The organism is Pseudomonas sp. AK-TSAG1-1 (genome assembly GCF_056821665.1).
This window is the reverse complement of record NZ_CM165965.1, coordinates 1,419,950-1,435,385: the sequence shown is the minus strand read 5'-3', so window position 1 is coordinate 1,435,385 and position 15,436 is coordinate 1,419,950. Positions and strand designations below refer to the sequence as shown.

Here is a 15,436-nt window from a genome sequence, read left to right as displayed (position 1 = left end):
GAGCGAGCCTGCTCGCGAAGAGGTCCTGACAGGCACCGCAAATCTACCGCTCAAACAACTCCATCTGCTCAAACCCGCCGCGCAAATCCTCCAGCCTTACCCCCACCCCCAACAACCGCACCGGTTTTCCTCCCCGATTGAACGCCTGCGTCAGCATCAACTGATAACTGCCCAGATCGCGCCCCGCTCCGGCTTGCTCCAGTGTGGTCTGGGTAAAGTCATGGAACTTCACTTTGACGAACGGCTTGCCCGGACGATAACTGCTGTCGATCCGCTCCATGCGGGCTTTCAGGGTTTCCAGCAGCTCCGGCAGCTTGTCGAGGCAACTGCGCAGATCCGGCAGATCGACGTCGTAGGTGTTTTCCACGCTGATTGACTGACGGCGGCTGTCGTTGTGCACCAACCGGTCATCGATCCCACGAGCCAGGCTCCAGAGTCGCTCACCGAAACTGCCGAACTCGCGCACCAGCGCCAGCTTGTCCCACTCGCGTAACTGCAAGCAGTCAACGATGCCGAGCCGGCCCAGTTTGTCGGCGGTAACTTTGCCGACACCGTGCAACTTGCTCACCAGTAAACCGCTGACAAAGTCCTCGACCTGATCCGGAGTAATGACGAACAGCCCGTTGGGCTTCTTCCAGTCGCTGGCGATCTTCGCCAGAAATTTGTTCGGGGCGACACCGGCAGACACGGTGATGTGCAACTGATTGGACACCCGCCGCCGAATATCCTGCGCGATGCGCGTGGCGCTGCCGCCAAAATGCGCACTGTCAGAGACGTCGAGATAGGCTTCATCCAGCGACAATGGCTCGATGAGGTCGGTGTAATCGCGAAAGATCGTGTGAATTTCCTTCGAAGCTTCGCGATAAGCGTCCATGCGCGGTTTGACAATGGTCAGGTCGGGGCACAGCTTCAAGGCATGCCCGGACGACATCGCCGAACGCACGCCATAGGCTCGCGCTTCATAGTTGCAGGTAGCAATCACTCCACGCCGATCAGCCGACCCGCCCACCGCCAGCGGCTTGCCAGCCAGGTTCGGGTCGTCGCGCATCTCGATGGCGGCGTAGAAACAGTCACAGTCGACGTGGATGATTTTTCGCTGAGTCATGGCAGAAAAGGAAACATGGCAGGCCGGATTCGCAGTATCTCACTGACACCTGTATATAGCACCAGTAGTCTGAATGTTCTTTTCCGACTGTAGGAAAAGCCGGGTGAATTTATTTTCTTAATCGAAAAACACCGACCGATAGAGCTGAAAGCCTTGTCCCACCTGCCCTGCGCCCCATTTCCACACCTGCAAAAAGCGCTAAGCGATTGAACAGGAACAGATTTATCCGGATTCGAGGTTGACACCCCGGCGTTCCTCTGTAGAATGCCGACACACAGACGCGGGATGGAGCAGTCTGGTAGCTCGTCGGGCTCATAACCCGAAGGTCGTCGGTTCAAATCCGGCTCCCGCAACCAAACATCAAAAAAGGCTACTCGAAAGAGTGGCCTTTTTTGTGCGCGCCTGTTTTTCAAGCAAGCCCTGCATGCCCCGCCCTCAAGCGAACAGGAATTCGTTGCATTTCCGAAACTTACCGCTCGGCTGCGACCGTTTGACGCAAATTCACACTTATTTGACCCTTTACGGGATTAGCGGTTGACACCCCGCCGTTCGCCTGTAGAATGCCGCCACACAGACGCGGGATGGAGCAGTCTGGTAGCTCGTCGGGCTCATAACCCGAAGGTCGTCGGTTCAAATCCGGCTCCCGCAACCAAACATCAAAAAAGGCTGCTCGAAAGAGTGGCCTTTTTTGTATCTGTTGAAAAAGTCCTTTCGCAACAATGATCTGTCACGCTGCAGTGAAACGTTCAGGATCGTCAGACCCGCCGAGTTGCGACTATGCTTGAGTCGCAGGCAAGACGTCTGCAATCCATTACCTGCCCTCGCCCATACCGGATGAGAGGCGTAGTATTTTGTGATTATTTTTTTCTACAGGGATTGGTAACTTGGCTGGATACCTCCATCCTGTCGCGCACAATCCAAGAGGTGATTGATGCGCGCCAACTCGTCTGATCCACAAGACACTGTCACAGCAGAACATCCGATCAAGCCCGAGCGCCTGCGCTTGCTGGATCGGTTGAGCAAATACCGTCAACCGATCGGTCTGGCGGTCACGTTGCTGCTGTTTGCCATTGCGCTGATTGCCTGTCGCCATCTGCTGAGCGAACTCGATCTCTACGCGCTGCATGACTCGATCCTGGCCGTGCCGAAACCGGCCCTGCTCGGTGCGGTGGGCGCGACGGTCGTCGGTTTCATCATATTGCTGGGCTATGAATGGTCGGCCAGCCGCTATGCCGGCGTGACCTTGCCGCCGCGCACTCTGGCGCTGGGCGGCTTCACCGCGTTTGCGATTGGCAACGCCATTGGTCTGTCGCTGCTGTCGGGCGGCTCGGTACGTTACCGTTTATATGCACGCCATGGTCTGGGGGCGTCGGAAGTCGCGCACATGACCCTGTTCGCCAGCCTGTCGCTGGGTTGCGCCCTGCCACCGCTCGCAGCCCTCGCCACCCTGAGTGACCTGCCCGCCGCCTCTGCCGCCCTGGGCCTGTCAGAAGGCTTGCTCGGCACGATTGCCATGGTGGTGCTGGGGCTTGGCGCGATTCTGGCGATCGGCATCTATCGCCGTCGCCTGCCGGAGCAGCCGTACCGCGACAACCTGCTGGTCAGGGCCGGTCGCCGGACCTTGCGCCTGCCGGGTCGACGCCTGACCTTCCTGCAACTGATCATCACCGCCCTCGACGTCGCTGCTGCGGCCACCGTGCTCTATCTGCTGCTGCCGGAAGCCCCGCCGTTCGGCGCGTTCCTGCTGGTGTATCTGCTGGCCTTGGCCGCTGGTGTCCTCAGCCATGTACCTGGGGGTGTCGGGGTTTTTGAAGCGATCCTGCTGGCCGCGTTCGCCGATACGCTCGGTGCCGCGCCACTGGCCGCTGCGCTGCTGCTCTATCGCCTGATCTATGTGGTGCTGCCGCTGCTGGTGGCCTGCGTGTTTTTGCTGATCAACGAAGGCCAGCGCCTGTTTCAGACCCAGACCATGCGCGCGGCGTCCGGTCTGGCGGCGCCGATTCTGGCAGTGCTGGTGTTCCTGTCCGGTGTAGTGCTGCTGTTTTCCGGTGCTACGCCGGAAATCGACACTCGCCTGGAGCACATCGGCTTCCTGATCCCGCATCGTCTGGTCGACGCCTCGCACTTCGGCGCCAGCCTGATCGGCGTGCTGTGCCTGCTGCTCGCGCAGGGCCTGCGCCGTCGCCTGTCGGCGGCGTGGATGCTGACCACCATTCTGCTGCTGGTCGGCGCCCTGCTCTCGCTGCTCAAAGGCTTCGACTGGGAAGAAGCCACGCTGATGACACTCACCGCGGCGCTGCTGGGAGTGTTCCGTCGCTCGTTCTATCGCCCGAGCCGCCTGACCGAACTGCCGTTCTCGCCGCTGTATCTGGTGGCCAGCCTCTGCGTATTGGGGGCTTCGACCTGGTTGCTGCTGTTCGCCTACCAGGACGTGCCGTACAGCCATCAACTGTGGTGGCAGTTCACCCTCGACGCTGATGCGCCGCGTGGTCTGCGTTCGCTGCTCGGCGCCGCCGTGCTGTTGCTGGTGATCGCCCTGACCTGGCTGCTGCGCACAGCCCGTCCGGTGATCCATCTGCCGACCCCGGACGAACTGGATCGCGCCGCGAAGATTCTGATGGCCTCGTCACAACCCGACGGCGGCCTCGCCCTGACCGGTGACAAGGCGCTGCTGTTTCACCCCAACGACGAGGCGTTCCTGATGTACGCCCGCCGTGGCCGCAGCCTGGTGGCGCTGTACGACCCGATCGGCCCCGGCCAGCAACGCGCCGAAATGATCTGGCAGTTTCGCGACCTCTGCGACATCCATCACACCCGTCCCGTGTTCTATCAAGTGCGCGCCGAAAACCTGCCGTACTACATGGACATCGGCCTGACCGCGATCAAGCTTGGCGAAGAGGCCCGGGTCGATCTGCATCGCTTTGACCTGGAAGCCAAGGGCAAAGAGATGAAGGACCTGCGCTACACCTGGAACCGTGGCACCCGTGATGGCTTGTCGCTGGAAATCCACGAGCCGGGCCAGGCGCCGATGGACGAACTCAAGGTGATTTCCGATGCGTGGCTGACTGGCAAGAACGTGCGCGAGAAAGGTTTCTCCCTCGGCCGTTTCAGCGACGATTACCTGAAGCATTTCCGCATTGCGGTGATTCGCTTCGAAGGCCGCCCGGTGGCGTTTGCCAACCTGCTCGAGACCTACAGCCATGACCTGGCCAGTCTCGACCTGATGCGCGCGCACCCGGACGCCCCCAAGCTGACCATGGAATTCATGATGGTCGGCCTGATTCAACACTATAAGAGTCACGGATACGCGCGCTTCAGCCTGGGCATGGTGCCGTTGTCGGGGTTGCAACCCCGGCGTGGTGCACCGCTGACCCAGCGTCTGGGCTCGATGGTCTTCCGCCGTGGTGAGCAGCTGTACAACTTCCAAGGCTTGCGCCGCTTCAAAGACAAATTCCAGCCTGACTGGGAACCCCGTTATATGGCCGTGCCCGCCGGACTCGATCCGCTGGTAGCGCTGGCCGATACTGCTGCCCTGATCGCGGGCGGCTTGACTGGATTGGTGAAACGCTGATGATTCAACGCTCCCTGAAGTACATCCTGGCCGCACTGATTGTGCTGGCCGTGATTGCCGGTGGCGGTTACTGGTACCTCAAACGCCCGGCACCGCAACCGACTCTGCAACCGCTGACTGCCGCCGACGGCACCGTCATGACCCGCGTCATCCCGGGCACCCAGCCCAAGGCGCAGGTGCTGGTGGCGGTCAATGACGACCAGAAACTGACCGACAATCAACTGAGCACCCTGAGCCGCAGTGCTTCGGCGCAGATCGTTCAGGTGATTCTGCCCAAGGACTGCCTGCAACAGAGCCGCGCCCTGCAAACCGGCCTGCGCGAACTCAATGGGCCGGCAACGCTGGTCAGCGGTATCGGCCCTGGCGCCGTGCTCGCCTGGCGCTGGTTGTCCGAGCAAAAGGACGACAAGGCCCAGGCCATCTCGGTTGACCTGGCCCTGGAAAAACCCGGCTGTACTCACCTGCTGCCGAAATCCGCCGCTCACGGCCACTGGCTGGTGGCATGGAACGACAACCCGGACGACACCAGCGCCGGTTTCGTGCGCGATCAACCGAACGCCGAAACCAGCATCAGCGACTACGACATCAACCTGCCGCAAGTGCTGAACAACGAACTGCGCAAGATCCTCGTCGGCGGCGACAAGGCCAACGGTGGTCTGGCGATCCCGGTGGTTGAAGTGCCGGCCGGTCAGGCGAAAGACACCGTGACCCTGTTCCTCTCCGGTGACGGTGGCTGGCGCGACCTCGACCGCGACGTAGCGGGCGAGATGGCCAAGATCGGCTACCCGGTGGTCGGCATCGACACCCTGCGCTACTACTGGCAGCACAAGAGCCCAGAGCAAAGCGCGCTGGACCTGACCGAACTGATGCAGCACTACCGCCAGAAGTGGGGCACCAAGCGCTTCATCCTGACCGGTTACTCGTTCGGTGCCGACGTGTTGCCAGCGATCTACAACCGCCTGCCGGACACCGAGCAACAGCGCGTCGACGCAATCATCCTGCTGGCCTTCGCCCGCACCGGCAGCTTCGAAATCGAAGTCGAAGGCTGGCTCGGCAACGCCGGCAAAGAAGCTGCCACCGGCCCGGAAATGGCCAAGCTGCCAGCGGCCAAGGTGGTGTGCATCTACGGCGCCGAAGAAACCGACGAAAGCGGCTGCACTGACAAGACTGCAGTCGGCGAAGCGGTGAAACTGCCCGGCGGCCACCACTTCGACGAGAACTACCCGGCGCTGGCCAAGCGTCTGGTGGACTTGATCGAGAAGCGTCAGACCAAGGATCAGCCAGCAGAGTGATCTGAGCCGGCAACATAAAAAGCCTCCGCAGCCTCACGGTCGCGGGGGCTTTTTACATTCAGGCCATCACCCCATTCTCGGCAGCACCACCCATCCCCTGTGGCAGCGGGCTTGCTCGCGAATACGGTGCGTCAGCCAACATTGATGGCGATTGATACACCGCCTTCGCGAGCAAGCCCGCTCCCACAAGAGATGGGTGCAGGATTCAAGCAAAGTGTGCAGACACAAATGCCTCCGCAGCCTCACGGTCGCGGGGGCTTTTTACATTCTGAGCATCAGCCCATTCTCGGCAGCACCACCAATCCCCTGTGGGAGCGGGCTTGCTCGCGAATACGGTGTGTCAGGCAACATTGATGGCGATTGATACACCGCCTTCGCGAGCAAGCCCGCTCCCACAAGGGATGGATGCGGGATTCAAGCAAAGTGTGCAGGCACAAATGCCTCCGCAGCCTCACGGTCGCGGGGGCTTTTTACATTCTGAGCATCAGCCCATTCTCGGCAGCACCACACATCCCCTGTGGGAGCGGGCTTGCTCGCTCCCACAGGGGATGGATGCTGGATTCAGGCAAAGTGTGCAGGCACAAAAAAGCCCCCGCCAGCCACAAGGCTGACGGGGGCTTTTCAGTTGTGGCGAGGCTTACATCTCCACCTGCGTCCCCAACTCGATCACCCGGTTCAACGGCAGATTGAAGAACCTCAGGTTACCGTTGGCATTCTTCAACATGAACGCAAACAGCGCCTCACGCCAGCGGGCCATGCCTTCGAGTTTCGAGGCAATGACCGTTTCGCGGCTGAGGAAGTAAGTGGTGCGCATCGGGCTGAAGTCCAGGTCATCCAGATGGCACAGTTTCAGCGCCTGCGGCACGTCCGGCTCGTCGGTGAAGCCGAAGTGCAGGATCACCCGGAAGAAACCTTCGCCGTAGGAGTCCACTTCAAAGCGCCGTGCTGGCGGTACACGCGGGATGTCCTCGTAGACCACCGTCAGCAGCACCACCTGCTCGTGCAGCACCTGGTTGTGCAGCAAGTTGTGCAACAGCGCGTGCGGCACGGCGTCGGAGCGCGCGGTGAGGAACACCGCAGTGCCCTGCACCCGGTGCGGCGGTTGCACGCGGATGCTGCTGATGAAGATCGGCAGCGGTAGCGCGCCTTCGTCGAGACGATCAACCAGCAGCTCTTTGCCGCGCTTCCAGGTGGTCATCAGGATGAACAGCACGATCCCCGCGAGTACCGGGAACGCACCGCCCTGGATGATTTTCGGCACGTTGGCGGCGAAGAACATGCCATCGACCAGCAGGAAGCCAAGCAGAATCGGCACGGCCAGCAGTGGCGGCCATTTCCACAGCAATAGAATCACCGCTGCCACCAGAATACTGGTGATCAGCATGGTGCCCGTCACAGCCACGCCGTAGGCAGACGCCAGTGCACCAGAGGACTCGAAGCCGATCACCAGCAGGATCACGCCGACCATCAGCGCCCAGTTCACTGCACCGATGTAGATCTGCCCCTGTTCGGCACTGGACGTGTGCTGAATGTGCATGCGCGGGATGTAGCCAAGTTGAATGGCTTGGCGGGTCAGCGAGAACGCACCGGAAATCACCGCTTGCGAAGCGATCACCGTGGCCAGGGTGGCCAGTACCACCAACGGCACCAGCGCCCAGTTCGGCGCCAGCAGGTAGAACGGGTTACGCGCTGCTTCCGGGTTTTCCAGCAGCAACGCGCCCTGACCGAAGTAGTTCAGCACCAGCGCCGGCAGGACCAGCGCCAGCCAGGCGCGGGCAATCGGCTTGCGACCGAAGTGGCCCATGTCGGCGTACAGTGCTTCGGCGCCGGTCAATGCCAGCACCACGGCGCCGAGAATCGCCACGCCCATGCCCGGATGCACCATGAAGAAACGCACGCCCCAGATCGGGTTCAGCGCGTTCAATACTTCAGGGTGTCTGACGATCCCGCTGACGCCCAGACCGCCCAGCACCAGGAACCACGCCACCATCACCGGGCCAAACAGCTTGCCGATACGATCGGTACCGTGCTTCTGGATCAGGAACAGCGCGACCAGCACCACCAGCGCCAACGGCACTACCCAGCGCTCCAGGCCATCGAAGGCCAGCTCCAGACCTTCAACCGCCGACAACACGGAAATGGCTGGGGTGATCATACTGTCGCCGTAAAACAACGCGGCGCCGATCAGCCCCAGAATCACCAACACCGCCTGCAACTTCGGGTAACGGCTCGATGCGCGGCGCGCCAAGGCGGTCAGCGCCATGATCCCGCCTTCACCCTGGTTGTCGGCGCGCAGTACGAATAACACGTACTTGATCGTGACCACCCAGATCAGCGACCAGAAAATCAACGCGAGAATCCCGAAGACTCCGTCGTGGTTGACCGGCACCCCATAATGACCGGCGAAAACTTCTTTGAGGGTGTACAACGGGCTCGTGCCGATGTCGCCGTAAACCACCCCGACTGCCGCGACCAGCATGCTCAGCGGTTTTGCAGCCGAATGCTCGGCGCCCGCCGCCTGACTACTTGCCTGACCCATCCAACACTCCTACTTCTCAGAACCGGCTTCTTTGAATGAAGCACTATGCTTTGTGGTGCAGCATGCGCTGTTTTACCTGTTGTTACAGACGTTTTGTTGACTGTAAAAAATTGGTAAAGCTCAACGGCGCGAAGCATAGCGCAGCACTCGTCGTATTTCCCTGCATAAAGCTGGTCAAGTGCGTTGCTCGCCGCTAGAATTGCGCACTTTTTGATCAGAGGCGCGCCCTAAGCGCCCATCCGTCGGCTTTCGCACCAAGAAAGCGATGTCACAAAATACCGAGGTTAGACATGTCCACCACTCCTGCGCCGGCCAATCCAAAGGTTGGCTTTGTATCTCTGGGTTGCCCGAAAGCACTGGTCGACTCCGAGCGCATCCTGACCCAGCTGCGCATGGAAGGCTATGACGTGGTGTCCACCTATCAGGACGCCGACGTTGTAGTTGTCAACACCTGCGGTTTCATCGATTCGGCCAAGGCTGAGTCGCTGGAAGTGATCGGCGAAGCGATCAAGGAAAACGGCAAGGTCATCGTCACCGGTTGCATGGGCGTGGAAGAAGGCAACATCCGCGACGTGCACCCGAGCGTGCTGGCCGTGACCGGTCCGCAGCAGTACGAGCAAGTGGTCAACGCCGTGCACGAAGTCGTGCCGCCACGCCAGGATCACAACCCGCTGATCGACCTGGTGCCGCCGCAAGGCATCAAGCTGACTCCACGCCACTACGCGTACCTGAAGATTTCCGAAGGCTGCAACCACAGCTGCTCCTTCTGCATCATCCCGTCGATGCGCGGCAAACTGGTCAGCCGTCCGGTCGGTGATGTGCTCGACGAAGCCCAGCGCCTGGTCAAATCCGGCGTGAAGGAACTGTTGGTGATTTCCCAGGACACCAGCGCCTACGGCGTCGACGTCAAATACCGCACCGGCTTCTGGAACGGCGCGCCGGTGAAAACCCGCATGACCGAGCTCTGCGAAGCGCTGAGCACCCTCGGTGTCTGGGTCCGTCTGCACTACGTTTATCCGTACCCGCACGTTGACGAACTGATCCCGCTGATGGCCGCCGGCAAGATCCTGCCGTACCTGGACATCCCGTTCCAGCACGCCAGCCCGAAAGTGCTGAAGTCGATGAAACGCCCGGCGTTCGAAGACAAGACCCTGGCACGGATCAAGAACTGGCGCGAAATCTGCCCGGACCTGATCATCCGTTCGACCTTCATCGTCGGCTTCCCGGGCGAAACCGAAGAAGACTTCCAGTACCTGCTCAACTGGCTGACCGAAGCCCAGCTCGACCGCGTCGGCTGCTTCCAGTACTCGCCGGTTGAAGGCGCGCCAGCCAATGATCTGGACCTGGAAGTGGTACCGGACGACGTCAAGCAGGATCGTTGGGAGCGCTTCATGGCGCACCAGCAGGCCATCAGCTCGGCCCGCCTGCAGATGCGCATCGGCCGCGAGATCGAAGTGCTGGTGGACGAAGTCGACGAACAGGGCGCGGTCGGCCGCTGCTTCTTCGATGCCCCGGAAATCGACGGCAACGTGTTCATCGACAACGGCAGCAACCTCAAGCCGGGTGACAAGGTCTGGTGCAAGGTGACTGACGCTGACGAATACGACCTGTGGGCTGAACAGATCTAAGCATCACGCAGTACCTGTGGGAGCGGGCTTGCTCGCGAATGCGGCGGATCAGTCACTAACGTTGTCGACTGATATGACGCTTTCGCGAGCAAGCCCGCTCCCACAAAGAGACAGCGCTGAATTCAAAAGCCCCGCTCTTTTTATGAGATGCGGGGCTTTTTTACAGCTATCGTTTAGCGGGGGACGGACTCCCTTGAAACGCACAAGAGGCAGACGGGCATGCGTCACCATTCGGTCATCCACACACCGAAACTCAGCGATTATCAGGAACTGACCCGGGTCTGGGAGGCCTCGGTTCGCGCCACCCATGATTTTCTGCCGGACAGCTACATCGAGCTGCTGCGCAATCTGGTGCTCACGCGTTATCTGGATGCAGTGATGTTGATCTGCACCAGGGACGCTCAGCAGCGCATCACCGGATTCGCCGGCGTGGCGGCGGGCAAGATTGAAATGCTGTTCATTGACCCCGAGCATCGTGGCCAGGGTTTGGGTAAAAAACTGCTGAATTACGCCATGCAGCATTTGAACGCCGATGAACTCGACGTCAACGAGCAGAACCCACAAGCCTTGGGCTTCTACTTCAAGCAGGGCTTCGAAGTGATCGGCCGCTCGGAAGTCGACGGCATGGGCCAGCCATATCCGCTGCTGCACATGCGTTTGCGCCAAAACCAACAACGCTCACAACACGGCTGACACACCACAGAAGGCCTACAAAAAGCCATACGCCAAAATGGAACCGGGCTTAACCGGCGCCAGGCAGGTACAATGCCCACCCCTTTTTTGTTACGGCCCTGTCATGACTGACCCGATTCGCCTCTCCAAACGCCTCATCGAACTGGTCGGTTGCTCCCGCCGGGAGGCCGAGCTGTTCATCGAGGGCGGCTGGGTCACCGTGGACGGCAAAGTGATCGACGAACCGCAGTTCAAGGTCGGCGACCAGAAAGTCGAGCTCGACAAGGACGCCAAGGCCACCGCGCCAGAGCCGGTGACCATCCTGCTCAACGCGCCGGCCGGCATGGACGTCGACAGCGCCATGCAATCGCTCAGCGCCGAGACCCTCAGCGAAGAACACCGCTACGGCAAACGTCCGTTGCGCGGGCACTTCCTGCGCCTGACCGCCAGTGCCGACCTGCAGGCCAAGGCCAGCGGCCTGCTGGTGTTCACCCAGGACTGGAAAATCCTGCGCAAGCTCACCGCCGACGCCGCCAAGATCGAGCAGGAATACGTGGTCGAGGTCGAAGGTGACATGGTTGCCCATGGCCTGAATCGCCTGCAACACGGCCTCACCCACAAGGGCAAGGAGCTGCCGCCGGTCAAGGCCAGTTGGCAGAACGAAAACCGCCTGCGCTTCGCCATGAAAAACCCGCAACCGGGAATCATCGCGCAGTTTTGCGAAGCGGTCGGCTTGAAGGTGATCGGTATTCGCCGCATCCGCATCGGCGGCGTGTCGATCGGCAAAGTCCCGGTCGGCCAATGGCGCTACCTGTCCGGCAAAGAGAAGTTCTAAGACTTCCCCTGCCGCCACACATTCCGGCATCGCGCCCTGCGCGCTGCCCACAACGAAATATCAGGATTGCCCACATGGTTCATAACGACGTACTGCGCAGCGTGCGCTACATGCTCGACATCAGCGACAAGAAAGTTGTCGAGATCATCAAACTCGGCGGCATGGACGTAGCGCTCGCTGACGTGGTGATCTGGCTCGACAAGAAAGAAGAAGACGAAGAAGGCTTCGTACGCTGCCCGGACGAAGTGATCGCGCACTTCCTCGACGGCCTGGTGGTCTTCAAGCGCGGCAAGGACGAAAGCCGTCCGCCACAACCGATCGAAGTCCCGGTGACCAATAACATCATCCTGAAAAAGCTGCGCGTGGCCTTCGAACTGAAAGAAGACGACATGCACGCCATCCTCAAGGCTGCCGAGTTCCCGGTGTCCAAGCCTGAGCTGAGCGCGCTGTTCCGCAAGGTCGGCCACACCAACTATCGCCCGTGCGGCGACCAGTTGCTGCGCAACTTCCTCAAGGGCCTGACCCTGCGCGTTCGCGGCTGATCACGGTTCCGGCTTCAGACCAGCGCTGCGGCTTTCGCGAGCAGGCTCGCTCCCACAAGGGCTTTGTGTACATCACCAACCCTCTGAGGGAGCGAGCCTGCTCGCGAAGGCCGACTAACAGCCAACCGCACTTCAAGCCCTCCGGGTTATCATCCCCACCCCGCTCCCGCCTCGATTCCAGATCATGACTTACAGCGTCTCCCCCATCGGCTTCGTGCGCTCCTGCTTCAAGGAGAAGTTCGCCATCCCGCGCCAGCCACAACTGGCCCCCGCCGCCCGTGGCGTGCTGGAACTGGTGGCGCCGTTCGATCAGGGTGATGCCGTGCAAGGTCTGGAGCAGGTCAGCCATGTCTGGCTGCTGTTTCTGTTTCATCAGGCGCTGGAAGATAAACCACGGCTGAAAGTGCGGCCACCGCGCCTGGGCGGCAACAAGTCGATGGGCGTGTTCGCCACCCGCGCCACTCACCGCCCCAATGGCATCGGCCAGTCGGTGGTAAAACTGGATAAAGTCGAGGCCAGCCGGCTGTTCATCTCGGGTATCGACTTGCTCGACGGCACGCCGATTCTCGACATCAAACCCTATGTCCCTTACGCCGACATCATCCCTGACGCCGCCAACAGCATCGCCAGTGCCGCGCCACAGCTGATTGACGTGCAGTGGACGGACGTCGCGCTGCAACAAGCGCACAGACATGCACAGCGCCTTGGCGAGCCTTTGGTCGAGTTGATCGAGCAGTGCCTGGCACAGGATCCGCGCCCGGCGTATCAGACGCCGGCACCGGAGCGTGAATACGGCGCGCAGTTCTGGGACCTGGATGTACGCTGGCATTACCCGACGCCCGAGCAGATTCGCGTGCTGGAAGTGATTGCCGCGACGGCGTAAACCCGCAAACGAAAAAGCCCGCGTTGCCTTCTCAGGCAACGCGGGCTTTTTAATGCAATACAAATCAATGTGGGAGCGGGCCTGCTCACGAAAGCGGTCTGTCATTCACATGTGCATTGAATGACACAATGCCTTCGCGAGCAGGCTCGCTCCCACAGGTATTTCGTTTTACTTCTCGACGAACGCACGCTCGATCAGGTAATCACCCGGTTCGCGCATACGCGCCGAGATCTTCAGGCCGAAGCTGTCGAGCACTTCGCTGGTCTCGTCGAGCATGCTCGGGCTGCCGCAGATCATCGCGCGGTCGTCCTGCGGGTTGATCGGTGGCAGACCGATGTCGCTGAACAGCTTGCCGCTGCGCATCAGGTCGGTCAGACGACCCTGGTTCTCGAACGGCTCACGGGTCACGGTCGGGTAGTAGATCAGCTTGTCACGCAGCGCTTCGCCGAAGAACTCGTTCTGCGGCAGGTGCTCGGTGATGAATTCGCGGTAGGCGACTTCGTTGACGTAACGCACACCGTGGACCAGGATCACTTTTTCAAAGCGCTCGTAGGTTTCCGGGTCCTGGATCACGCTCATGAACGGCGCCAGACCGGTGCCGGTGCTCAGCAGGTACAGATGCTTGCCCGGGTTCAGGTCGTCCAGCACCAGGGTGCCGGTAGGTTTCTTCGAGATGATGATCTCGTCGCCTTCCTTCAGGTGCTGCAGTTGCGAGGTCAGCGGACCGTCCTGCACCTTGATGCTGAAGAACTCGAGATGCTCTTCCCAGTTCGGGCTGGCAATCGAGTAAGCGCGCATAAGCGGGCGGCCGTTGGGCTGCTGCAGGCCGATCATCACGAACTGACCGTTCTCGAAGCGCAGGCCCGGATCGCGGGTGCACTTGAAGCTGAACAGAGTGTCGTTCCAGTGGTGAACACTGAGGACACGCTCGTGGTTCATGTTGCTCATGTACGTGGGACTCCTGGATATTGGGTCTGCGCTCGCCTTGACGGCCGAGAGTGCGCAATTGCATCGCATTCTAATAGCGACGACAATATCTGTTAACTGGATTATTAAGATAAGGGTTATCGGTTATATCGATATGCGATTTACTCTTCGTCAACTGCAAGTCTTCGTCGCCGTCGCCCAGCAGGAAAGCGTATCCCGTGCTGCGGGTCTGCTCAACCTCTCGCAATCGGCGGCCAGCACCTCAATCACCGAACTGGAGCGCCAGTCCAGCTGCCAGCTGTTCGACCGTGCCGGCAAGCGCCTGAGCCTTAATGCTCTCGGCAAGCAACTGTTGCCGCAAGCGGTGGCCCTGCTCGATCAGTCCAAGGAAATCGAAGACCTGCTCAATGGCAAATCCGGTTTCGGCTCGCTGTCGGTGGGCGCCACTCTGACCATCGGCAATTACCTGGCGACCCTGTTGATCGGCGGTTTCATGCAGCGCCACCCGGAAAGTCAGGTGAAACTGCACGTACAGAACACGGCCAATATCGTGCACCAGGTCGCCCACTACGAAATTGATCTGGGTCTGATCGAAGGCGATTGCAGCCATCCGGACATCGAAGTGCAGAGCTGGGTCGAGGATGAGCTGGTAGTGTTCTGTGCGCCACAACATCCGCTGGCCAAACGCGGCAGTGCGACCATGGAAGAGTTGACCCACGAGGCATGGATTCTGCGTGAGCAAGGCTCTGGCACGCGGCTGACCTTCGACCAAGCCATGCGGCACCATCGCAGTGCGCTGAATATCCGTCTGGAACTGGAACACACCGAAGCGATCAAGCGCGCGGTGGAGTCGGGACTGGGGATTGGCTGCATTTCGCGGCTGGCACTGCGCGATGCGTTTCGGCGTGGCAGCCTGGTGGCGGTGGAAACGCCGGACCTGGATCTGTCCCGGCAGTTCTACTTCATCTGGCACAAGCAGAAATACCAGACCTCGGCCATGCGTGAATTCCTCGATCTGTGCCGCGCTTTCACCGCCGGGGTACAGCGCAGCGACGAGATCGTGTTGCCGAGTATCGCTTAAAGCAGAATCACCGCCCACACCAGGGCGATCATGCTCAGGGCCACGAATTGCGCAGCGCTGCCCATGTCCTTGGCGTTCTTGGACAGTGGGTGCAGTTCCAGGGAGATGCGGTCGATCGCGGCTTCTACTGCCGAGTTCAGCAACTCGACGATCAGCGCCAACAGGCAGACTGCAATGAGCACGGCTCGTTCGACGCGACTGACATTGAGGAAGAACGTCAGCGGAATCAGCACCACATTAAGCAGCACCAGTTGGCGGAACGCGGCTTCGCCGGTAAAGGCTGCGCGCAGGCCGTCCAGCGAGTAACCGGAAGCGTTGAGGATGCGTTTCAGGCCGGTCTGGCCCTTGAAAGGTGACATAA

The 15,436-nt window shown here is 60.5% G+C and carries 12 protein-coding genes and 2 tRNA genes; 10 read left to right on the top strand and 4 right to left on the bottom strand.

Annotation, left to right across the window (positions count from 1 at the left end; genetic code table 11):
• Positions 1–43 precede the first annotated feature (43 nt).
• Complete coding sequence (dinB, locus tag AC1UK9_RS06500) at positions 44–1,105, bottom strand: DNA polymerase IV (protein WP_473014652.1); 1,062 nt, start codon at positions 1,103–1,105, stop codon at positions 44–46.
• Between the two features lie 279 nt (positions 1,106–1,384).
• Between dinB and AC1UK9_RS06495 the strand changes: the two genes are divergently transcribed.
• From AC1UK9_RS06495 to AC1UK9_RS06480, 4 genes are all read left to right on the top strand, one after another.
• Positions 1,385–1,461, top strand: a tRNA-Met gene (locus AC1UK9_RS06495).
• Between the two features lie 219 nt (positions 1,462–1,680).
• Positions 1,681–1,757: transfer RNA gene (locus AC1UK9_RS06490), tRNA-Met, on the top strand.
• Between the two features lie 279 nt (positions 1,758–2,036).
• Positions 2,037–4,676 carry a bifunctional lysylphosphatidylglycerol flippase/synthetase MprF gene (gene mprF / locus AC1UK9_RS06485; protein ID WP_482579722.1) on the top strand — a complete coding sequence of 880 codons (2,640 nt, stop codon included), beginning with the start codon at positions 2,037–2,039 and terminating at the stop codon, positions 4,674–4,676.
• Positions 4,676–5,968, top strand: coding sequence for a virulence factor family protein (locus AC1UK9_RS06480; RefSeq protein WP_025110807.1), 1,293 nt, complete (start codon positions 4,676–4,678; stop codon positions 5,966–5,968). The genes mprF and AC1UK9_RS06480 overlap by 1 nt, the downstream gene beginning before the upstream one ends.
• Positions 5,969–6,605: 637 nt before the next feature.
• On the opposite strand, the gene AC1UK9_RS06475 is transcribed toward AC1UK9_RS06480, so the two are convergent.
• Entirely contained in the window at positions 6,606–8,447 is a 1,842-nt protein-coding gene (locus tag AC1UK9_RS06475; protein ID WP_371262575.1) for a potassium transporter Kup, read from the bottom strand.
• Between the two features lie 350 nt (positions 8,448–8,797).
• Between AC1UK9_RS06475 and rimO the strand changes: the two genes are divergently transcribed.
• The 5 genes from rimO (at position 8,798) to tsaA (ending at position 13,067) form a co-directional block, all read left to right on the top strand.
• Positions 8,798–10,135: a 30S ribosomal protein S12 methylthiotransferase RimO gene (gene rimO / locus AC1UK9_RS06470; RefSeq protein ID WP_025110809.1), complete on the top strand. Its 1,338-nt coding sequence runs from the start codon at positions 8,798–8,800 to the stop codon at positions 10,133–10,135.
• 219 nt (positions 10,136–10,354) lie between these two features.
• Positions 10,355–10,828, top strand: coding sequence for a GNAT family N-acetyltransferase (locus AC1UK9_RS06465; RefSeq protein ID WP_025110810.1), 474 nt, complete (start codon positions 10,355–10,357; stop codon positions 10,826–10,828).
• Positions 10,829–10,931: 103 nt separating this feature from the next.
• The gene (locus AC1UK9_RS06460; protein ID WP_482579721.1) at positions 10,932–11,642 is read left to right on the top strand and encodes an rRNA pseudouridine synthase; all 711 of its coding nucleotides are present in this window, start codon (positions 10,932–10,934) and stop codon (positions 11,640–11,642) included.
• A gap of 74 nt (positions 11,643–11,716) precedes the next feature.
• Positions 11,717–12,184 carry a YehS family protein gene (locus AC1UK9_RS06455; RefSeq protein WP_025110812.1) on the top strand — a complete coding sequence of 156 codons (468 nt, stop codon included), beginning with the start codon at positions 11,717–11,719 and terminating at the stop codon, positions 12,182–12,184.
• A gap of 184 nt (positions 12,185–12,368) precedes the next feature.
• On the top strand, positions 12,369–13,067 hold the full coding sequence (gene tsaA / locus AC1UK9_RS06450; protein ID WP_482579720.1) for a tRNA (N6-threonylcarbamoyladenosine(37)-N6)-methyltransferase TrmO: 699 nt from the start codon (positions 12,369–12,371) through the stop codon (positions 13,065–13,067).
• Between the two features lie 168 nt (positions 13,068–13,235).
• On the opposite strand, the gene fpr is transcribed toward tsaA, so the two are convergent.
• Complete coding sequence (gene fpr, locus AC1UK9_RS06445) at positions 13,236–14,015, bottom strand: ferredoxin-NADP reductase (RefSeq protein ID WP_007908723.1); 780 nt, start codon at positions 14,013–14,015, stop codon at positions 13,236–13,238.
• A gap of 133 nt (positions 14,016–14,148) precedes the next feature.
• Here fpr and AC1UK9_RS06440 point away from each other — a divergent pair, with 133 nt between their 5' ends.
• Complete coding sequence (locus AC1UK9_RS06440; protein WP_025110814.1) at positions 14,149–15,075, top strand: LysR family transcriptional regulator; 927 nt, start codon at positions 14,149–14,151, stop codon at positions 15,073–15,075.
• Here the strand turns inward: AC1UK9_RS06440 and AC1UK9_RS06435 are convergent.
• Complete coding sequence (locus AC1UK9_RS06435; protein ID WP_025110815.1) at positions 15,072–15,434, bottom strand: diacylglycerol kinase; 363 nt, start codon at positions 15,432–15,434, stop codon at positions 15,072–15,074. The two genes, AC1UK9_RS06440 and AC1UK9_RS06435, sit on opposite strands and share 4 nt — an antisense overlap.
• Positions 15,435–15,436 lie beyond the last annotated feature (2 nt).